At 62.5% G+C, this 21,091-nt stretch carries 16 protein-coding genes and 4 riboswitches; of the genes, 9 read left to right on the forward strand and 7 right to left on the reverse strand.

Annotated features, from left to right (window positions below):
* The first annotated feature begins 77 nt into the window (after positions 1 to 77).
* The gene (glpX, locus tag ACT3UA_RS14995; protein WP_096285709.1) at positions 78 to 1,052 is read left to right on the forward strand and encodes a class II fructose-bisphosphatase; all 975 of its coding nucleotides are present in this window, start codon (positions 78 to 80) and stop codon (positions 1,050 to 1,052) included.
* A 155-nt stretch (positions 1,053 to 1,207) separates the two neighbouring features.
* Here the strand turns inward: glpX and katG are convergent, their stop codons facing one another.
* From katG to ACT3UA_RS15025, 6 genes are all read right to left on the reverse strand, one after another.
* Entirely contained in the window at positions 1,208 to 3,388 is a 2,181-nt protein-coding gene (gene katG / locus ACT3UA_RS15000; RefSeq protein ID WP_096285707.1) for a catalase/peroxidase HPI, read from the reverse strand.
* Between the two features lie 95 nt (positions 3,389 to 3,483).
* Positions 3,484 to 3,936 carry a Fur family transcriptional regulator gene (locus tag ACT3UA_RS15005; RefSeq protein ID WP_096285705.1) on the reverse strand — a complete coding sequence of 151 codons (453 nt, stop codon included), beginning with the start codon at positions 3,934 to 3,936 and terminating at the stop codon, positions 3,484 to 3,486.
* A 147-nt stretch (positions 3,937 to 4,083) separates the two neighbouring features.
* A complete protein-coding gene (gene acs, locus ACT3UA_RS15010; protein ID WP_096285703.1) occupies positions 4,084 to 6,048 on the reverse strand; it encodes an acetate--CoA ligase in 1,965 nt (654 codons plus the stop codon).
* A gap of 32 nt (positions 6,049 to 6,080) precedes the next feature.
* Entirely contained in the window at positions 6,081 to 6,902 is an 822-nt protein-coding gene (locus ACT3UA_RS15015; protein ID WP_096285701.1) for an ABC transporter permease, read from the reverse strand.
* 5 nt (positions 6,903 to 6,907) lie between these two features.
* Positions 6,908 to 7,924 (reverse strand): aliphatic sulfonate ABC transporter substrate-binding protein, encoded by a 1,017-nt coding sequence (locus ACT3UA_RS15020; protein WP_444617141.1) that lies wholly within the window; start codon positions 7,922 to 7,924, stop codon positions 6,908 to 6,910.
* 62 nt (positions 7,925 to 7,986) lie between these two features.
* Positions 7,987 to 8,799: an ABC transporter ATP-binding protein gene (locus tag ACT3UA_RS15025; RefSeq protein ID WP_096286015.1), complete on the reverse strand. Its 813-nt coding sequence runs from the start codon at positions 8,797 to 8,799 to the stop codon at positions 7,987 to 7,989.
* 5 nt (positions 8,800 to 8,804) lie between these two features.
* Positions 8,805 to 8,912: riboswitch (SAM riboswitch) on the reverse strand.
* Positions 8,913 to 9,177: 265 nt separating this feature from the next.
* Positions 9,178 to 9,277: riboswitch (SAM riboswitch) on the forward strand.
* A 16-nt stretch (positions 9,278 to 9,293) separates the two neighbouring features.
* Between ACT3UA_RS15025 and ACT3UA_RS15030 the strand changes: the two genes are divergently transcribed.
* Positions 9,294 to 10,628 carry an acyl-CoA dehydrogenase gene (locus ACT3UA_RS15030; RefSeq protein ID WP_096285697.1) on the forward strand — a complete coding sequence of 445 codons (1,335 nt, stop codon included), beginning with the start codon at positions 9,294 to 9,296 and terminating at the stop codon, positions 10,626 to 10,628.
* A 64-nt stretch (positions 10,629 to 10,692) separates the two neighbouring features.
* On the forward strand, positions 10,693 to 12,096 hold the full coding sequence (locus ACT3UA_RS15035; protein ID WP_096285694.1) for an LLM class flavin-dependent oxidoreductase: 1,404 nt from the start codon (positions 10,693 to 10,695) through the stop codon (positions 12,094 to 12,096).
* Between the two features lie 81 nt (positions 12,097 to 12,177).
* Here ACT3UA_RS15035 and ggt read toward each other — a convergent pair whose 3' ends face one another.
* Complete coding sequence (ggt, locus tag ACT3UA_RS15040; protein WP_444617144.1) at positions 12,178 to 14,001, reverse strand: gamma-glutamyltransferase; 1,824 nt, start codon at positions 13,999 to 14,001, stop codon at positions 12,178 to 12,180.
* Between the two features lie 249 nt (positions 14,002 to 14,250).
* On the opposite strand from ggt, the gene ACT3UA_RS15045 reads away from it, so the two are divergent.
* The 6 genes from ACT3UA_RS15045 (at position 14,251) to ACT3UA_RS15070 (ending at position 21,080) form a co-directional block, all read left to right on the forward strand.
* Positions 14,251 to 14,766 (forward strand): ASCH domain-containing protein, encoded by a 516-nt coding sequence (locus ACT3UA_RS15045; RefSeq protein ID WP_096285690.1) that lies wholly within the window; start codon positions 14,251 to 14,253, stop codon positions 14,764 to 14,766.
* Between the two features lie 276 nt (positions 14,767 to 15,042).
* Positions 15,043 to 15,132, forward strand: a riboswitch (SAM riboswitch).
* Positions 15,133 to 15,278: 146 nt separating this feature from the next.
* A complete protein-coding gene (locus ACT3UA_RS15050; RefSeq protein ID WP_096285688.1) occupies positions 15,279 to 16,313 on the forward strand; it encodes a methionine ABC transporter ATP-binding protein in 1,035 nt (344 codons plus the stop codon).
* Entirely contained in the window at positions 16,310 to 17,005 is a 696-nt protein-coding gene (locus ACT3UA_RS15055; protein WP_096285686.1) for a methionine ABC transporter permease, read from the forward strand. Before ACT3UA_RS15050 ends, ACT3UA_RS15055 begins: the two co-directional genes overlap by 4 nt.
* A gap of 25 nt (positions 17,006 to 17,030) precedes the next feature.
* Positions 17,031 to 17,942 carry a MetQ/NlpA family ABC transporter substrate-binding protein gene (locus tag ACT3UA_RS15060; RefSeq protein WP_444617148.1) on the forward strand — a complete coding sequence of 304 codons (912 nt, stop codon included), beginning with the start codon at positions 17,031 to 17,033 and terminating at the stop codon, positions 17,940 to 17,942.
* Between the two features lie 316 nt (positions 17,943 to 18,258).
* Positions 18,259 to 18,349: riboswitch (SAM riboswitch) on the forward strand.
* 122 nt (positions 18,350 to 18,471) lie between these two features.
* On the forward strand, positions 18,472 to 20,112 hold the full coding sequence (locus tag ACT3UA_RS15065; protein WP_444617150.1) for an ABC transporter substrate-binding protein: 1,641 nt from the start codon (positions 18,472 to 18,474) through the stop codon (positions 20,110 to 20,112).
* A gap of 11 nt (positions 20,113 to 20,123) precedes the next feature.
* The gene (locus tag ACT3UA_RS15070; protein WP_105553530.1) at positions 20,124 to 21,080 is read left to right on the forward strand and encodes an ABC transporter permease; all 957 of its coding nucleotides are present in this window, start codon (positions 20,124 to 20,126) and stop codon (positions 21,078 to 21,080) included.
* Positions 21,081 to 21,091 lie beyond the last annotated feature (11 nt).

Genomic DNA, 21,091 nt, shown 5'->3' on the forward strand with positions numbered 1-21,091 from the left:
GCTATTGCCCGGGAGCCTGCCTGTGGTTCAAAAATTAGGTCCTGCAAGGGCCAGCGTAGTAGAAAGCAGTTGACCTGATGCCTGATATTTCTTCTCTGCATGCCGACCGAAACCTGGCCTTGGAGCTGGTGCGGGCCACCGAAGCGGCGGCTATCGCCTCTGGCCCGTGGGTGGGTGCGGGGGATAAGCTGCGCGCAGATGGGGCGGCCGTGGACGCGATGCGTTCGCTGCTTGCCTCGGTGCGATTCGACGGGACCGTGGTGATCGGCGAGGGTGAAAAAGATCAGGCACCTATGCTGTTCAACGGTGAACGCGTGGGCACCGGCGAGGGGGCGAAATGCGATGTGGCAGTCGACCCGATCGATGGCACCCGGCTGACCGCCATGGGCCTTGAAAATGCGCTGTCCGTGCTGGCCGTCGCCGAGGCCGGGTCAATGCTCGATGCCTCTTCGGTGTTCTATATGGAGAAATTAGTGACCGGCCCCGAAGCCGCGGAATACGTGGATTTGCGGTTGCCGGTGAAGGAAAACCTGCGGTTGATCGCGAAGGCAAAGTCGGTCGATATTCGCCAGTTGACGGTGAGCGTACTCGATCGTGAACGGCACCAGAATCTGGTTCAGGAAATTCACGCGGCCGGCGCTCGGACCAAGGCACTGGTCGACGGTGATGTGGCGGCGGCGATCGCGGCGGTACGTGAAGGAACCGGCATCGACGCGTTGATGGGCGTTGGCGGCTCCCCGGAAGGCGTGATCACCGCGTGCGCCGTCAAGGCCCTCGGCGGAGTGATCCAGGGGCGGATGCATCCAACCAGCGGCGAAGAGCGCGAACGCGGTCTGGCTGCGGGCCTGGATATGGACAAGGTGTATTCCACCGGTGACTTGGTCCGCAGCGACAACTGCTATTTCGCGGCCACAGGCATCACCGACGGTGACTTGCTGCAGGGCCTGCGGACCGGGCCGCGGACCATCCGCACGCAATCGATCGTGATGCGCTCGAAATCCCGAACGGTCCGCGTGATCGATGCGGAGCATTCAACCAGCAAATGGGCGTAGCGGCTAAACCCCGATAGCGAGGGCGGCCCGGCCATGCGCAATGGCGTGGCTGCGGCGCAGCAAACCAACGAATTGGATGCGTACCCTCGTGGCTCATTTAAGAACAATGGCCGCCACCCCGCAAGGGGTGGCGGCCATCGTCATGAGGCTAGAAACTACTTATTGCGCAGTTCGAAGCGGTCGGCATCCATGAGCTTGGCCCATGCTGCGGCGAAGTCCTTGGCGAACTTCTCCTTGGCATCGTCCGCGGCGTAGACCTCGGCCAGTGCACGCAGCTCGGAGTTCGAACCGAAGACCAGATCAACGCGGCTGCCAACCCAGCGGCCGTCGGTGGTCGAGTAGGTCTTCTCCTCGGCGTCCGGGGTCCACTCGAGGCCCAGCTCCAACAAGTTCGCGAAGAAATCGTTGGTCAGCGCGCCCGGGGTTTCGGTGAAGACGCCGGTGTTCGAGCCGTCCCAGTTGTTGCCCAGTACGCGCAGGCCGCCGAGGAGCACGGTCGCCTCCGGGGCGGTCAAGCCCAGCAGGTTGGCGCGGTCCAGCAGCAGGTATTCAGAAGGCAGCTGCAGGAAGCCCGAATCGTAGTTGCGGAAGCCGTCGGCTACCGGCTCCAGCCAGGCGAACTGCTCCACGTCGGTCTGCTCCTGGGTTGCGTCAACGCGCCCCGGAGTGAACGGAACGTTTAGCTGCTGGCCGGCGGCCAGCGCTGCCTGCTCGACACCCACGTTGCCGGCCAGAACCACAACGTCGGCGAAGGAAGCCTTCACGGCCGAGGTCGCGTTGAATTCGGCAACGATGCTTTCCAGCGCCGCGATGACCGGCTTGAGCTGCTCAGGCTGGTTCACCGTCCAGGAAACCTGTGGTTCCAGGCGGATGCGGCCGCCGTTGGCGCCGCCACGCTTGTCCGAGGAGCGGAAGCTTGCTGCGGCCTTCCACGCGGTGGAAACCAGCTGCTGAACCGACAGCCCGGATTCGGCGATCAGGGACTTCAATGCGGCGATCTCGGTGTCACCCAGGGTGACCTCCGGAGCTGCCGGCAATGGATCCTGCCAGGTGAGGTCCTCAGCCGGAACTTCTGGGCCGAAGTAGCGGGACTTCGGGCCCATGTCGCGGTGGGTCAGCTTGAACCAGGCACGGCCGAAGGCATCGGCGAACTTCTCCTGGTTGTTCTTGAAGTCCTCCGAGATTGGACCGTAGATCGGGTCGAAGCGCAGCGCCAGGTCACTGGTCAGCATGCGTGGTTCGCGGCGTGCGGCTGCGTTGTGGGCCATTGGCACCATGTCGTCGCCTGCCCCGTCCTTCGGGCGCCACTGCTGCGCGCCGGCCTCGGAGTAGAACAGCTCCCACTCGTAGGCGAAGAGGATGTGGAAGAACTCGTTGTCCCAGCGGGTTGGGTGGTAGGTCCAAGTGACTTCCAAGCCCGAGCCGATGGTGTCATCGCCGTGCCCGGTGCCGAAGTCCGACTTCCAGCCCAGTCCCTGCATTTCCAGCGGAGCCGATTCCGGATCGCCGCCCTTGTGGGATTCGGCGCTGGCGCCGTGGGTCTTGCCGAAGGTGTGGCCGCCGGCGATCAACGCGACGGTTTCCTCGTCGTCCATGCCCATGCGGCGGAAGGTTTCGCGGATATCGATGGCCGAAGCCAATGGATCTGCCACGCCATCCGGACCCTCTGGGTTCACGTAGATCAGGCCCATCTGGACTGCTGCCAGTGGCGCCTCCAGATTGCGTGCGCCGGTGTAGCGTTCGCTCTCCAGCCAGACCTTCTCCGGACCCCAGTAAATGTCGTCGTCGGCTTCCCAAACGTCCTTGCGGCCGCCGGCGAAACCGAAGGTTTCGAAGCCCATGTCTTCAAGGGCCACATTGCCGGTCAGCACGATCAGGTCGGCCCAGGACAGCGACTGGCCATACTTCTTCTTGACCGGCCATAGCAGGCGACGTGCCTTGTCCAGGTTCACGTTATCCGGCCAGGAGTTCAATGGTGCGAAACGCTGCTGGCCGGCGCCTGCGCCACCGCGGCCGTCATGCGAGCGGTAGGTGCCCGCCGCGTGCCACGCCATGCGGATGAAGAACGGACCGTAGTGGCCGAAGTCAGCTGGCCACCAGTCGTAGGACTTGGTCATCAGTTCGGCAATATCGGCCTTGACGGCAGCAAGATCCAGCGCCTCGAAGGCCGCGATGTAGTCGAAGTCGGGATCCAGCGGGTTGGTGGCTTCCTGGTTCTTCGAAAGAATCTTCAGGTTGAGCTTATTTGGCCACCATTCGGTATTCGCATGACCCTGGGTAGGGTGAACGCGTCCGGCTCCTACTACTGGGCACTGACCTGCAGTCGTTTCTGACATGTAGTCTTCCTTCCGATAAGGGATTGGTTTGGTACTCCGTCTCCGTGCGCCGTTGGCCCGCGGAGACGAAAATTAGTTCCTTGCGGTACTTCTTTTCAGACAGTTCCCGTAGCCGGCTGCGCTGTCTTGGCTTGTTGGCAGTCCGGGCAGAGCCCCCAGTAGATGACCTCTGCCTCGTCGATGCTGAAACCGTGGTGATCCGAGGCATGCAAGCACGGTGCGGCTCCGACGGCGCAGTCCACGTCCGCCAGCGTTCCGCAATTGCGGCACACCACATGATGGTGGTTGTCGCCTACGCGGGTTTCGTACCGGGCGATATGACCGTGGGGCTGGATTTGGCGGAGCAGTCCAAGGCTGGTGAGAAGCTTCAGCGAATCGTAGACCGCCTGGTGGGATACCAGCGGGTGCTCTTGGCGCACTGCCTCGATAATGGTTTCGGTATCCGCATGGGGATGAGCTGTCACCGCGGCGAGCACCGCGACGCGCGGGCGGGTGACCCGCATCGATGCTTCGCGCAGCACCTTCTCGATTCCCTCGGATGTTGTCATGGTACTAGCTTGCCCTATTTATTTTGAATGAGTCAAGATAATTACTCGTATCTTTTCGCTCCGCTGAAAATTCGTGGTCAGAATCGGTTAAATGAATCTGGCCGACCTTCGCAAGAGCGGATGAAGGTCGGCCAGATCCAGTGGCGGCTAGGGACGAGCGCGGCAGATCTCGTTGAGCCGGGCAATGCATGGTTCATTTTGCAAGCTGGTGGTGTCCCCTAGTCTGGTGCCTTCGAAAAGCTGGGTCAGCAGGCGGCGCATGATTTTGCCCGAGCGGGTCTTGGGCACATCGGGGACCAGGACAATATCGCGTGGTTTGGCGATCGGTCCGATCTGCGTGGTGACGGTTGCGCGCAGCTCGGCGATGAACTGCTGCTGGCGGACGAGCGTCTGCGCATCGGGTTGCGCCGCGACCAGCGAGGCATCCAGCGGCACCACGAACGCGGTGGCCGCGTGCCCGGTTTTCTGATCGGGGGTCGGGCAGACTCCCGCCTCGACCACACCTGGGTGGGTGACCAGTGCGGATTCGATCTCGATGGTGGACAGCCGGTGTCCGGAAATGTTGATCACGTCATCGGTGCGTCCCAGAATGTAGATGTCCCCATCCTCATCGAAGCGCGCGCCATCCCCGGCCAGGAACCAGCCCTGCGCGGCGTACTGCTCCCAGTAGCTGGTGTAGTAGCGTTCCGGGTTTCCCCAGACCGTGCGGGCCATGGACGGGCCGGTCTGGGTGATCACGATATTTCCCTGCTCGTTGGGCCCCACGCGGCCGCCGGAGGCGTCCACGATGTCCACCGAAACGCCGGGCAGCGCCCGCGAAGCGCAGCCGGGCTTGAAATGCTCGTCGGTAGGCAGCGGGGAGAGGACGGTTGCGCCGGACTCGGACTGCCACCAGGTATCGACCATCGGGATGCCGCCGGGGGTGTCGCGCCCCAGCTGAGCGCGCAGCCAGCGCCACGCCTCGGGGTTGACCGACTCGCCCACGGTGCCGCCCACCCGAACCGAGGACAGGTCATAGCCGGCCGGAACCCCCTCGGGGAACCAGCCCATCAGCGAACGGACCAGGGTCGGCGCGGTGTAGTAGCTGGTGACCTTGTAGCGTTCGATGATTTCGAAGTGGCGGCCCGGGTGCGGTGCGTTGGGCACGCCCTCGTAGATCACCTGGGTGACGCCGTTGGCCAGCGGGCCGTAGATCTCGTAGGTGTGCGCGGTGACCCAAGCCAGGTCCGCGGTGCACCAGTGCACGTCGCTCGCGCGTTGGGATTCGTCGGGGTTGCCGAACAGGAGATTGTGGCTGTACGCGGCCTGGGTCAGGTACCCGCCGGTGGTGTGCACCAGCCCCTTGGGCTGCCCGGTGGTTCCGGAGGTGTACATGATGAACAGCGGGGTCTCTGAATCGAAAGCCTGCGCTGCGTGCTCGGTGGACTGAGTTTCCACCGCCTCGTGCCACCACACATCGCGTCCGGCGGTCCACGGGATCTCATCCCCGGTCCGGCGGATCACCAGAACCTTTTCGATGCTGTTTTCCCCGGATACCGCAAGATCTGCGTTGGCCTTGACCGGAACCGAGGTGCCGCGGCGGAACTGGCCGTCGGTGGTGACCAGCAGCTTGGCCTTGGTGTCCTCCACCCGGAACTTCAACGCCTCCGCGGAAAAGCCGCCGAAGACCAGCGAATGGATCGCCCCGATGCGTGCGCAGGCCAGGGTGATGACGATGGTTTCGACAAGCACCGGCAGATAGATGACCACGCGGTCCCCCTTGGCCACGCCGAGCTCCTGCAGGGCGTTCGCCGCCTGGCTGACGCGCTCCTGGAGGTTCCGGTAGGTCACCGCGATGCGGTCACCGGGCTCGCCCTCGAAGTAGAGGGCGACCTTCTCGCCGTTGCCGGCGGCCACATGGCGGTCGGCGCAGTTCACCGCGGCGTTGAGCTTGCCCCCGAGGTACCAGGAGATCTGCGGGCCGCGCTTGGCTTGTGCGTCTGCCGGGATGATCTGGCTGGTGGTGTGCCATGGGGTGTCCCAGTCAAGCAGGTTCGCCGCCTCGTCCCAGAACTCCTGGCGTGCCTCGGCGTTGGAGGGCTGATTTGTACTGGCCAATTCGATGGTGGTCATTGCGGTCCTTGAACGTGATTCGAGTTGTTGGCTTAGGTCCAGCGGTTGATCGCCCAGCGTTCTGCTACCGAGAGCAGGGCATCGGTGATCTTTCCGAAGACGGCGAGCAGGATAATTGTCAGGATCAACCGGTCGATGCGACCGTTGTTCTGCGAGTCGGTGAGCAGATAGCCCAGCCCCATGGAGGCGCCGAGCAGTTCGGCGGCGACCAGGAACAGCCAGGCCTGGGCCAAGGCGAGGCGAAGCCCGGAGAAGACCGAGGGAACCACCGCGGGAAGCTGCACGGTGCGCAGCAGCTTCAGGCCGTTCAGTCCGAACGCGCGCGCGGCTTCGATGAGCTGGCGGTCCACGTGGCGCAGGGCCAAGGCAACGGTGGTGAACACCGGGAAGAATGCGCCGATGATGACCAGCGTGACCTTGGAGTCCTCGCCCATCTTCATCCACAGGATGAGCAGCGGAACCCAGGCCAGCGAAGGCACGGCGCGCAGCGCCCCGATGCTCAGGCCGAGCAGTGCGTCGGCGAGCCGGGACAGTCCGACCAGCGCGCCGAACAGCAGGCCGAGCAGCGAGCCGAAGAAGAATCCGAGCAGTACACGCTGGGTCGAAATGCCCACATGTTTGCCCAGCTCGCCGCCTTCGAGCAGTTCGCCGGCCGCGGCCACCACGGCCGCCGGAGTCGGCAAGGACCACGGCGCGACGATGCCGGTGGTCGTCACCACCTGCCAGGTGAGCAAGACGATGAGCGGCAGGATCAGCGCGAGCAGCCAGTGCGGTAGCTTCAGAAGCCTGGCGCCAAGGCTTTCGCGTGCCTGCACCGGCGTGCTGGCTTGCTGGGTTTGGTTCGCTGAAGACATGTTGCTTATTCCCCGGCGATCTTCGTCGCGTCGGCCTGGGCAGCGAACTGCTCATCCACCAGGGATTCCAGCGCTTGATCGACTGCGTCCTGGGTGGAGACGTCCTTGTTGGCCACGAAGGTAGGTCCGATATTGCGCAGCACCGAAATGAAATCCTCACCCGGCACGGTGTCCACGTCGAGGTTCGAGCGTTCCTCGATCACCTGGGTGGCGACCGGGGCCTCCAGATCTGCAACCTCGGCCAGAATGCTCGCCGTTTCACCAGGATTGGCGGCGGCCCATCCGCGAGCCTTCTCGTAGGAGTCCACCACCAGCTGGGCGAGTTCGGGGCTTTCCTCGATGAAATCTTCGCGGGCATTCAACGCGCCATAGGTGTTGAAGTCCAAGTTACGGTAGAGCAGCTTCGCGCCGTCCTGTTCGGCATCGGCCATGATCGGATCCAGGCCGCTCCAGGCATCGACCGAACCGTTGACCAGCGCGGTGCGCCCATCGGCGTGCTGCACGTTCTGCAAGGTGATGTCCGAATCGCTCAGACCGGCTTCGGCCAAGGATTGCAGCAAGAAGAAGTAGGGGTCGGTGCCCTTGGTGGCCGCGACCTGTTTGCCCTCAAGGTCCTTGACCGACTTGATATCCGAGTCCTCGTTCACCACTAGGGCGGACCATTCGGGCTGCGAATACAGCGAGATGGTCTTGATAGGTGAGCCGTTGGAGCGGGCCAGCAGTGCTGCCGAACCGGCGGTGGATCCCACATCCACGGCATCGGCGCGCAGCGCCTCGTTGGCCTTGTTCGAGCCGGCCGACTGGATCCATTCGACGCTGACCCCTTGTTCCTTAGCGGCGGCGTCCAGCCACCCCTTTTCTTTCAGGACCAGGCTCAGCGGATTGTAGGTGGCGAAGTCGATGGACAGCGTCTGGCCGTCGGCTGCGGCGTTCTCGCCCGCGCATCCGGTCAGCACCAGGGCCGAAATGCCAAGCGTTGCTACGGATAGTGCGGCGCGACGGGAAAAACGATTCGAGAGCATGGAAAATCCTTGATTTGTGCGAAGGGAAGGCCCGCGGGACCAAATGAGTGCGGTAGAAAGTGCTAGTGGTTCGTCGGATCAACGCCGAGCAGGCTCAGCAGCGCTGTGCGGTGGGCGACGAATTCGCTGCTCGTATGGCTGCGCGGGTGCGCCGCGGACAGGACTCGATCCTCGATCACAGTCGCCGAGGCCTGGCCCTCGGGTCGGCCCAGCACGACGATGCGGTCGGCGAGAGTCAGCGCCTCATCGACGTCGTGGGTCACCAGCAGCACGGTAGTCGGGAAAGACTTATGGATGGCCAGCAGCAGATCCTGCATTTTCATTCGGGTCAGCGCATCGAGCGCACCAAAGGGTTCGTCGAGAAGCAGGACGCCCGGGCGCCGGGCCAACGCGCGAGCAAGCGAAACCCGCTGAGCCATGCCCCCGGAAATTTCACGTGGGCGCAGATCTGCTGCGTGGCTCAAGCCGGTCAGCTCCAGCAGCTCGGCGATCAGCTGGCGCCCGGATTGCTTGTCGGTTCCCGGCGCAAGGCCGATGGACACGTTGTCTCGGACCGAGCGCCAAGGCAATAGCCGTGGTTCCTGGAATGCAACGGCGCACCGCTCATCTATCCCCGTCACGGCGCGGCTTCCGATGACCACCGACCCGGTGGAGGGGCGGTCCAGGCCGGAGGCCGCCCGCAAGAGAGTGGATTTGCCGCAACCGCTTGCGCCGAGAATTGCAACAATCTGGCCCGCTTCGAGGCGCAGATTCACGTCGCGAAGCACCGTGTTGCTTTCCTTCTTGGCGGTGAAAGTACGCGATAGCTCGAGGAACTCCACGTCGAGCGCCGTTGCGCTTTGGACGGTCTCGGGCAAGGCAAAGGCTGTAGTCATTTTCATCTCCATCGTTCCTGGCGGTAGCACCGGACACCGTTTGGTTTATTAACCGTGTGTGGTGGTTGCTGCGGCGTCACAGAGCCAGATCTCTTAGCCGCTCGGGATGGTTACACGACTATTACAGGCCTTCGAACGATTTCAATGCAAATCTTTCGTAACATGAAAAATATTCGATAGATGCGTCACATCATCGTGATGTTTCGATTTTTATTTCATCAATCGCGTATTTGGCCGAAAAATCGCTAAACGCTAGGTATTGCGTTCGACCTCGCTAGGCAAGTGCTGTCCTTGATGCATTTCAATCTCCATCCGCACACGACGAAATGTGACTAACCGGGTTGATGGCGATGTAAACCTCAGGCTACAAATGATTACGAACCATCCAGAGCGACCGAGAGATCTGGCTCGTCGACGTCGCAGCAACCACCCACCAAATATTGGCGCGGGACGGTGCTACAGCCAGGACCGATGGAAAGAATTGAGGACTTCCGATGTCATTTGGCGATCCCGCTGGCGACTTTAATGCGCTCAGCGACCCGTCTATTGCGGGTAGCGCGGTGGGGCTTGACGACCTTCCACAAGAACTTCCTACCCGGCAGCTGCTGAAGATCACCCCGGGCCCCGGCGCTGACGAGCAGTATGAACGGCTTGCCGGCATTTTCCGTCCGGTATTCGCGCAGATCGCCTCGGGTGCAAGAGAACGCGACCGGCAGCGGATCCTGCCATTTGAACAGGTTGGCTTGCTGAACCGCGAGCGCTTCGGTGCGCTGCGCCTGCCGGTCGCCGACGGCGGCCACGGGGCACGCTTGAGCGATGTCTTCCGGCTGCTCATCGAATTAGCCGAGGCGGACTCGCATGTGGCCCAGCTATGGCGCGCGCATATTGCCTTCGTGGAAAACGCGGTGCGCCTGGAAGATGCGCAGCTCCGCAGCAAATGGGTTGCCCGGATCAGCTCCGGGCAGATCGTGGGCAACGCCTACACCGAGGAAGGCGGCAACGCCCTCGGGTTGCTCAACACCAAGGTCACCGAGGAGGGGTCGCGCTGGCTGGTCAACGGGCGGAAGTTCTATTGCACCGGCACCATCTTCGCCGACTGGACCACCGTAGCGGTGGCGCACCCGCAACTCCCAGGGCGCCAGATCGCGGTAGTTTCCACCCAGCACAGCGGCGTGAAAATCCTCGATGACTGGGACGGTTTCGGCCAACAGCTCACCGGTACCGGCAGCACCGAATTCCACGAAGTTCCGGTGGACACCTTCATGCCGGAGGACCCCACGGATCCGGAAGCCGCGATCTTCCAACTCGTGCTCATGGCGGTACAGGCCGGAATCGGACGCGCGGCACTGAACGACCTGCGCTCCTCGGTGCAGGCGCGTACCCGCAGTTTCAGCACCGGCACCGGAGTTCCGGTGCACCGCGAACCGCAGGTATTGCAGCTCGTCGGCGAGGTCTCCGCCGAAATCTTCGCCGCGGAGTCCGTGGTCATGGGCGCGGTGCTGGAGGTCGAATCAGCCATGGCAGATGCGAACCTGAATGCCGAGGAGCGCTTTGCCGTGTGCGAACTGGCGGCCAACCGCGCCCAGACGATCGTGCAGCCGCTGGTCATCGGTGCGACCAGCAAGCTCTTCGACGCGCTGGGTGCATCCTCCACCCGCAATAGCTGCAATATGGACCGCCACTGGCGCAACGCCCGCACCATCGCGACGCACAATCCGGCGATCTACAAGGCGCGCATCGTGGGGGACTACGAGATCAACGGCGTGCAGCCCCAACGGCTGTCCGTCACCGGCACGGTAACCGGAGCAAACCGGTTCTCCGGCAGCTAGGCAACACTCTTCGAACACTGATTTTTAGACTTACCAGATTTCTTCTATGGATAGGGGCACACCAATGAGCGAGAACAAGCGCGAAATCCTTTTTAACGCCTTTGATATGAACTGCGTAGTGCACCAGTCGCCGGGCCTCTGGCGCCACCCGGATGACAAGGCGTCGACCTACAACACCCTGGGCTACTGGACCCACCTGGCCAAGGTGCTGGAAAAGGGCAAATTCGACGGGCTGTTCCTCGCCGACGTGCTGGGCACCTACGACGTCTACAAGGGCACCAACGAAACTCCGCTGCGCAGCGGTGCACAGGCGCCGGTCAACGACCCGATGATGCTCGTCTCCGCGATGGCCGCGGTCACCGAGAACCTCGGCTTCGGCGTCACCGCGGGTACCGCCTATGAGCACCCTTATGCCTTCGCGCGCCGCCTGGCCACCCTGGACCACCTGACCAATGGCCGCGTGGGCTGGAATGTGGTCACCGGCTACCTGCCGTCGGCCGCCCGAAACATGGGCCAAGAAGACCAGATGGAGCACGACGAGCGCTACAACCACGCCGATGAGTACCTCGAAGTGGTCTACAAGCTGCTCGAAGGCTCGTGGGAAGAGGACGCGGTGCAGAACAACAAGGAATCCGGCGTCTACACCGACCATTCCAAGGTGCACCCGATCAATCACGAGGGCAAGTACTTCAAGGTTCCAGGCATCGCCATCACCGAGCCAAGCACGCAGCGCACCCCGGTGATCTACCAGGCCGGCGCCTCCAAGCGCGGCACCGAATTCGCCGCGTCGAACGCCGAAGCGATCTTCGTGAATTGCCCAACGCGAGATTTGCTCAAAGAAGCGGTCGCCAAAATCCGCGACGCTGCCGAAGCCGCAGGCCGTGGCCGCCACGACATCAAGATCTTCGCCATGCAGACCATCATCACCGCCGAAACTTCGGAACTTGCCCAGGCAAAGTTCGAGGACTACAGCTCCTACGTGGATATCGACGGCGCGCTGGCATTGCTTTCGGGTTGGACCGGCATCGACATGTCCGCTTACGGACCGGATGACGTGATTGGCGACGACGTGAAGTCCAACGCCATCCAGTCCTCGGTGGAAACCTTCAAGAAGGCCAGCGGTGATACCGGCAAGCCATGGACCATCCGCCAGCTGGCCGAATGGATCGGCGTGGGCGGATTCGGTCCGGTCTCCGTCGGTTCCGGTGCCGAGGTTGCCGAGAAGCTCATCGATTGGGTTGAATACACCGACGTAGATGGCTTCAACCTGGCCTATGCTGTCACCCCAGGTACCTTCGAGGACGTCGTCGAGTACGTGGTTCCCGAGCTTCAGGCACGCGGGGTCTACAAGACCGAATACACCGAGGGCTCGCTGCGCCACAAGCTCTTCGGTGAAGGTGACCGGGTGAAGGACACCCACCGTGCCGCCCAGTACAAGATCTCCAACCGATTGGCCACCAAGGCCTAAATCCTTGAAGATCAAGCGCTAGCAAAGCCAGCGAGTCCCCGCGAAATGTTGAATTCCGCGGGGACTCGCTGGCTTTAACGGCTATTTGGCCGGGTTCACCACCATGGCCGAACCGCCTCCGCGGCGGTTTGGTTCAGCCGCCGCGATCAAGGTCCCGTCTGCGGCGATTTCCACCGCCTCAACCGCACCGATCTCAGCCTGCGGGGTGAAGGAATCACCGGCGGCGGTGAGCTTGTGCCCGAAAGCCTCAAGCGCCGGCCCATAGGCCTCGATGAATTCGGGCTCCGCCGTCACCGCCGCGGTATTGCGCTGCGAGGCGCGCGGGGCCGCGATGGCTTCGCTCAGATCCATGCCCAGGTCAATGCGGTTCACCAGGGTCTGCAGCACCGTGGTGATGATGGTGGAGCCGCCGGGGGAGCCGATGGCGAGCATCGGTTCGCCATCGCGCAGCACGATCGTGGGCGCCATCGAGGAGCGCGGACGCTTGCCCGGCTCGATCCGGTTCGGGTCGGCGGGATCGTACACCGTGGAGAAATCGGTCAGCTCGTTGTTCAGCAGGAAGCCGCGCTCGGGCACCACGATGCCCGAACCTCCGGTCTGCTCGATGGTCAGGGTGTAGGAGACGACATTGCCCCAGCGGTCCACCACCGAAAGGTGGGTGGTGGAGATATTCTCGGTATCCTGCTCAACCACCGGCTCGCTGGTTGCCGCAGGGCACACTCCGTCATAGCCCTCGATATCGCCCGGAGCCACCGGCTTCTCCGCGGCCTGTTCGGGGTTTACCGCGCACGCCCGGTCGACGCCGAAGAGCTTGTCGGTCAGGATTTCGGTGGGAACATCCACAAAGGCCGGGTCGCCGACAAACTTGCCACGGTCGGCGTAGGCCAGGGCTGTCGCCTCGAAGTAGTGGTGAAGCGCGGTGGGCCGCTCCATGCCGGCGAGGTCGAACTCGCCGAGAATATTCAGCGATTCACCGATGGTGGTTCCTCCGCTGGAGGATGGCGCCATGCCGAAAACATCGAGGCCGCGGTAGCTGACCTGGGTTGGCTGCTGCTCCACGACCTCGTATTCCGCGAGATCGGTGGTGCTCACATAGCCAGCCGGAACCGGGAGTTCGGTGTCCGCGGACGTGGGCGGAGCCTGCACCGTCTGGGATATTTCTTCGGCCATTTCGCCCTGGTAGAACGCCGAGGGGCCCTGCTTCGCCAGCAACCGGTAGGTCTGGGCAAGATCCGGGTTCTTGAAGATGCTGCCAACGTGCGGCGCATCGCCATCGGGCAGGAATAGCTCGCTGGTGGAGCCGAAGGTCGCGAAGCGTTCCTTGTTATCCAGGGTCTGTTCGCGGAATGTTTCATCGACAACGAAGCCGCGTGAAGCTACCTGGGTGGCTGGGTGCAGAACTTTCTTCAGGCTTTGGGAACCCCAATTGTCCAGCGCGCGCTGCCAGGTGGCCAGGGTGCCGGGCACGCCGACCGCCACGCCGCTGGTCACCAGTTCGGGAGTGAAGTTGTAGGGCTCGCCGGTTTCCGGATCGATGAAGGCATCTTGGGGCATTGCTGCCGGTGCGGTCTCCCGGCCGTCGATGGTGCTGATTTTTCCGGTTTTCGCGTCGTAGTACATGAAGTAGCCGCCGCCGCCGATGCCCGCGCTATAAGGCTCGGTCACGCCCAGCGCGGCCGCCGTTGCGACCGCCGCATCAACCGCGTTGCCGCCTTTGCGCAGGATCTCGATTCCGGCGGCGGTCGCTTCCGGGTCTACGGAGGAGACTGCGCCGCCGCTGCCTTTGGCCGTAGGCGTTTTGTCGGTCGCCCTGGGATCGGCGCTGGCCGGAAGGGCGGTGAAAGTTCCCAGTCCCAGCGCCAGTGCCGCGGCGCTGGCGATAGCTCTCGTACTTGCTCGTGACATACTTTGATCTCCTGAAAAGGTGGGGATGAAGCAAGCGCCAATTTACGGGAGAAGCACCTGAGACTTAGGCTGTGACACGCGTCACCGCGCATGCTTGTCGCTCATTACGCTCAGGTGAAGACTTCACTAGCGTCGGATTCACCGCCGTCGCCTCAAGGGCTTCGGAGGGCATGCCGCCACCGCGGCAGCCAGCGATCCGGCCACCGAATACAGCAGCTTCGGTGGCCGGACTGCGTTTAGGCTAGGAGAATGAGCAATGAACCTACCTCCGAGCTGCCCCCGGTAGATCTCGCCGCCGCCGCGCAAATGTGGGCTGACTACCGAAACAGCTGTGCCACCGATCCGGGCGACTACGTGGTGGAATACTTCGGAGACAGCGCTGAGCTCGCCGAGGCACTGCTGCATCAGGTAACCCACGGGCAGAAACGTGCCACCTCAAGCCTTGAAAACGAGTACCTTGCCGAGAACGAACCGCTTCCGCGGGTCGGTTCGCACTGGATCGCCTGCGACGGCTCCGGGACACCGAAAATTATCCTGCGTACCAGCGAGGTGACGCTGAAATCATTCGACCAGGTGGATGCAGATTTTGCCTTTGCCGAGGGCGAGGATGACCGTAGTCTGGCCAGCTGGCGCCGGGAACACGAAAAGTTCTGGAAACGGACGCAGCAGGCAGATTTCGCCAAGCAGTGGGAACCGGCAATGACCGGCGTGCCCGGTGAGCGGATCGTGTGCGAACGCTTCGAAGTGGTCTGGCCGCGCAGCTAGCTTCCAGGCACCTAATTCATCTCCACCTTTCGGTTCTGGAAGCTTGCTTTGCGTTCAGGCCCAGGGGCGTCCTCGCACCCGCCGAGTTCTCCTGAGTCAAGATGCGAATTCAGCGTCGTCACGTGGCGACATATGACGGGTGAGTCGCGCATTTATGGCCGGTTTTCCGCCGATCTGCGCACCGAGGTCGACTTCATGACGCGTATATAACGTCATGGTTGTTCACGAAGCGGGCACGGGCACAGACTGAAACTGTTCGATTCACCTATCGAATGGTAACCATCCAGAGCGACCGAGAGACCTGGCTCAACGACGTCGCAGCAACCACCCTCACGGGGCCGGTGCTACAGCCAGGACCGATGGAGCAGTCTGAAACACCGGCTTTGTTCCCGAGATTCAGAGCCTGGCGAAAGCCAGCGGCATCCTGAATCCGTGGATCGTCGCTGTTTGAGACTCTGCGCGGTGCCAGCACCAAGGAGAACAAATGCAAACGACGTTATCTGGACGATCACATGATTGAGATTCGCCAGCTGCATAAGCACTACGAAACGGCCCAGGGCCGTGTGGAGGTCCTCAAGGGGATCGACCTGGACGTTCAATCGGGGACAATCACCGCGGTGGTTGGGCCCTCAGGCGCCGGGAAGTCCACCTTGTCCCATTGCATCTCGCTGTTGGAAAAGCCCAGCAGCGGTCAGATCCTGGTAGAAGGCAAGGACTTGTCGGTGCTCTCTGGCAAAGAACTATGCGCCGAACGTCGTGCCATCGGCACGATCTTCCAGAACTCGGCCCTTTTGCGCCGCATGACGGTAGCCGAAAACGTTGCGTTGCCGCTGCGAAACCTGGGAGTAGTCCACCACGAGATGGAAAACCGGGTCGCCGAACTCCTGAATCGCGTAGGTCTGGCGGATTGGGCAAATTCGTACCCCGGAGAACTTTCCGGTGGCCAACGCCAACGCGTGGGCATTGCCCGAGCGCTGGCGCTGCGTCCGCGTCTGCTGCTCTCCGATGAAGCAACCTCGGGGCTCGACCCGGAATCCACCACGCAGGTGCTGGAACTGCTTGATTCCCTGCGCACCGACTTGGGCTTGGCGATTATCTTGATCACCCACGAGATGGATGTGGTGCGCCATATCGCCGACCGCGTCGCGCAACTCGATGGCGGTCGAATCGCCGAGTACGGCGAACTTCGAGGCCTGGTAGCGGATCCGGGATCGGTGACCGGTTCAAAGCTTCTGCCATTGCGCCCCGATCTGGTGCCCGCCGGCTACGACTTCACGCTGACCGTGGCCTACCAGGCGGCAAATGTGGACCCAGCCTGGATATCCCGGCTGGGAACCGAACATGGCGCGCGGGTCGCGCTGCTCGGTGGCTCCGTGGAAGCACACCACGAGGGAACGCTGGGCCGCGTTGAAATCGGTCTCGCGGGCATTGCCGCAGAACGAGCTATTGCCGTCTTGGCTGGATGGGGATTGCGCGCCACGCCACGATCCCAGCAGCTCCTCGCGAGTGTGGCCGACCGCGCGGAACGCATCGAGGTGGCGGTATGAGAATCCCAACCGAAAGCGCAGCGGTCGGTACCGACACCCCATGGAACGAACTGCCCGCCCTGATGCTTCCTGCCTATGGACAGACCTGGGCAATGGTCGGCATCGTGATGGTCTTGGTGATCATTTTTGGCGGCATCATGGGTTTGGCGCTGTTCAACACCGACCGGCAGGGTCTCTTTCCGCACGACAAGAGCCATGCGGCACTGAGCTGGTTCGTCAACATGGGACGCTCATTGCCGTTCCTGGTCTTGATGGCGGCGATTATTCCATTCACCAAATGGGTGACCGGAACCACCATCGGCATTTGGGCAGCAGTGGTGCCGATGACCATTGCGGGCATTCCCTTCTTCGCGCGGCTCGTGCAGAACGCGCTCAATGATCTGCCTAAGGAGAACCTGGCCGTCGGGCTGGTGACCGGTGGATCGCCGCTGCAAATCATCGGGGCAACCCAGATCCGTGAGGCGCTGCCCGCCCTGGCCTCCGCCGTCACGCTGAACACCATCTCGATGGTCGAGTATTCGGCCATCGCGGGAACCATCGGGGCCGGCGGCATCGGCTATCTGGCGGTCACCTACGGCTATCAGCGGTTCGACATGAATGTCATGCTTGCCACGATCCTTGCGCTCATTCTGACCGTGCAAGCAGTCCAATTCCTCGGCGATCGCATCGCCCGCGCGCTGGCCCGCCCCTAAGCGCCCTAGAACAAACGAGAAGAACATGACGACTTCACCCAAAGGCCATGACCATGGCTTCACTCTGCGTAAAAACACCGCGAAACTGCCTTGGACCATCGCGGCATGCGCGACCATTGTGGCGCTCGTCCTTGGCGCGTTGCTGGTTCAGCAAAAGTCCGCTCCAGCGCTCGCGTCCACCGAGCCCGGCAAAACGAATTTCAAGGTCCATTTTGAACCGGCAATGGCCGGGGAAGAGAAGATCCTGAAATTCGTGGCCGAGACCATCGCGCCGGATTATGGAATCGAGATAGAACCCATTGGGCTTCAGGATCCAATCCAGGCGAACCGCGCCGTGGCCGAAGGGCAGTTCGACGCGACCATCTTTGAACATGAGTGGTACATGCGGCAATCGGCAGAAGCCGCCGGCGTGGAATTGACGCCAACCGTTGAACTGTACCAATGGGGCTTCGGTCTGTATTCCACCCGCTACGAATCGGTCGAGGTTCTCCCCGAGGGGTCGACGCTGCTCCTGCCTAACGACGTCGCCAACCAGGGGCAAGCGCTCTGGCTCCTGGAGCGCGAGGGACTGCTCGGCCTGAATCCCGGCATCGAGCCGCGTACCGCGAAGATGGCCGACGTGGTTGACAACCCGCGCGGCTTCGAGCTGAAGGAAGCAGACCTCCTCGCCATGCCGCGCATGCTAGACGATGTGGATGCAGCCATCGGATACGTGTCGCAGTTCGATGCCGGAAAGGTCGGCCGCGACAAGGGAATCCTGTTCCCGGAACCGCCTAGAACCTTCGCCTCCAAGCTGATCTTCGGCACCGAGTTCTCCAAAACTGCCGATGCAGCCAAGCTAATCGAGGTGTTCTCCGATCCAAGACTGCAGGAATACCTGAAGAACACCGAGGATCCGTTGGTCCAAGGAGTGCTGACTCCGGTATCCGCCGAGTAGGGCCGCTCACTGGAACTATGCGAACGGCCAGCCTGAACCAGAGAGGTTCGGGCTGGCCGTTCGCTTTTATCCCGAATGTTTCGTTGGCGAGCGAGCAAATCCACCCTTGATCACGCGGGGCCGGGGATACTGCTGTCAAGGAAATCTTTTCAGCAGCGTCACGAACTGACTTATGACGATTAGTGACCGGCTTCAGGGCTTGTATTAGTCCCAAAGTGTGTATTGGGATGACTTCGTGACGCGCATATAACGTCATGGTTGGTCACACCGCACCTGCGCGCGCAGACTTAAATTGTTCGGCAAAGACACCGAATGATAACCATCCAGAGCGACCGAGAGACCTGGCTCGTTGACGTTGCAGCAACCATCCCGGCAGGGAGCGGTGCTAAGGCCAGGACCGATGGAGATTGCTAGATTTCGCAACGGTCCGCACAGGGGAGAAGTCTGCCTTCTTCCCGCCCCGCAATACCGCGGCAGGATCGGGATTTCGGCGTAATCCTCGGGAACTTACCGAGAGGAACACCAGAAAATGCGCAACACACCACTGAGCCTGAAGGCCGCGGCACTACTCGCAGTTCTAGGTCTTTCGCTGACCGCCTGCGGCGGCAACAGCGCATCCACCGGGGGGAGCTCCGAGCCGGCAGCTTCCGCGGAAGCAGGCACGCCGGTAGCGGGCGGAACCTTCACCTTTGCCGAGGTAACCCCGATCAACAACTGGCAGACCCAGGCCGCTCGCTTCTACGAGAAGGCGAATGTGCTGAACTCGGTGCTGGACCGGTTGACCTATTTTGATACCGAGTCCGGCAAGCTCGTAGGCTGGATCGCCTCCGAGTTCACCGCCAATGAGGCACAGACCGAATTCACCTTCACCATTCGTGATGGCGTCACCTTCTCGGACGGCACGGCCCTGGATGCCGAAGCAGTCAAGGAAAATCTGGACGCGCTGGGCTTAGGCGTGAAATCCGCGCAGATTCAACCGAACGTCGACTTTTCAGCCTACAAGGGCTCCGCGGTCGTCGGCGAGGACCAGGTCAAGGTGACCTTGAAACGCCCGGATGCGAATTTCCTGCGCTCCACCTCCTCGGTGACCGCCGGGCTGGTATCCCCGGGCACCCTGGAACTGGACAATGCAGGGCAAACCGCAATATCGCAGATCGTCGGTTCCGGACCGTTCGTCTTCGAATCCGAAAAGCCAGATGAAGAGGTCGTCTTCACCAGCCGCGATGACTACGCCTGGGCCCCGGAAACCGCAGCAAACCAGGGCGACGCGTACCTTGAAAAGCTGGTCGTCAAGTACCTGCCAGAAGTTGCCCACCGGGCCGGCGCGGCGCAGTCCGGCCAGGTCGATTTGGTCCGCGGACTGCAGCCCGTTGACGAAGAGGTGCTCAGCGCCGGAGGCGGGCAGATCTTCGCCGCCCAGGGCGTGGACCTGACGACCAACCATGCCGCGATTCGAATCGGTTCGGGCAAGCTGGCCGAGACCAAGGTGCGCCAGGCGTTGCAGGCGGGAATCGACCGCCAGGCGCTGAAGGACACGGTCCTCTCGGACAGCTACGTGCTCGCAGGTTCGATCCTCAACCACCAGGCACCGGGCTTCGTGGACCTGTCTGCCGAGCTCGGCTATGACCCGGAGAAGTCCAAGGCCTTGCTTGAAGAAGCCGGCTGGAGCGTTGGCGCGGACGGGATCCGTGAGAAGGACGGCAAGAAGCTTGAAATCACGGTGGCCAGCTCGAATAACTCCGTGGTCATCAAGCCAGCCTTCGAGCTGATCGAACAGCAATGGCGGGAGATCGGAGTGCAGCTGGTCAACCGTGCTGCGGACAATTCATTTTTGACCAACGCCATGGTCGATGACCAGATCGAATTCTTCGGAACCCGCCAGTTCGCCTACGGCGGCCTGGGGCCGGTCTACGCGCCGGCGACAAATAACCAGACGTTGAACGCCGACAAGGAACTGAACGAATTGTTCACCCGCGAGCAGGCGGCGACCACCGAAGAAGAGCATCTGAAGCTCGTCGGCGAGGAGCAGCGCGCGCTGGTACTGGACAAGGCACTGACCCTCGTGTTGTGGGACGAAGTGCAGGTGTACGGCGCCAACAAGGACGCGCACATCGACTTCACCTCCGGCACCGCACCAATCTTCCAGGGCGCCTGGAAGAGCAACGGCTAAAGGAACTCATCATGGGTGGATACATCGCTCAACGCATCGGTCAGGCACTGCTGGTGATCCTGCTGGCCTACACCGCGGTCTTCCTCGCGGTGCAGGCCCTGCCGAACGACCCGGTCACGATCTTCCTCTCCGCCGACTCGTCCGCGGATCCGGCAACGATCGCGCAGATGAAGGCCTACTACGGCTATGACCAGCCGCTGATCGTGCAGTACTTCACCCAGCTCGGTGCGCTGCTGACCGGGGATCTGGGCTATTCCCTGTCCTCCGGCTCGGCGGTGTCCACCCGTATCGGCGAGGTCATCGGCTCCACACTGGTGCTCGCCGGGAGCGCCTTTGCCCTGGCGCTGGTGCTGGCGGTCGCGCTGACCGCCGCCGCCAGCCTGTCGCGCCGCACCCGGGTCCGCAACGCCCTGCTGAATCTGCCACCGCTGATGATTTCCATCCCGGTGTTCTGGCTCGGACTGGTGCTGCTTCAGGTGCTCGCGGTGCAGCTCGGGGTGATGTCGCTGTTCCCGGACGGCTCGTTCCTCTCGCTGGCGGTGCCGATCCTCGTTCTGGCCATCCACCTCAGCGCACCCATCACCCAGGTGCTGATCAAGAGCGTGCACGAGGTGAACACCCAGCCCTTCGTCGACGTCTTGCGGGCCAAGGGCGCCAGCGAGGCGTGGATCTTCTACCGGCACACGCTGAAAAACGCCGCACCGGCGGCGCTATCCATTGCCGGGATCACCATCGGCACGCTGCTCGCCGGTTCCGTCATCACCGAGACGGTTTTTGCCCGCGCCGGCCTGGGCCAGCTGGTACTGCAGGCGGTCACGGTGCAGGACATCCCGCTGGTGCAGGGACTGGTGCTGCTCACCGCCGCCGCCTTCACCGCGGTAAATCTGCTCGTCGACCTGATCCACCCGAAGCTTGATCCACGCATCATCACCTCCCACGCCGGTTCGCCTCGCGCGCTGGCGGCCTAGGGAAAGGAACC

It is taken from the genome of Glutamicibacter sp. 363, from assembly GCF_052379505.1.
In the GTDB taxonomy this organism is placed as follows: Bacteria; Actinomycetota; Actinomycetes; order Actinomycetales; family Micrococcaceae; genus Glutamicibacter.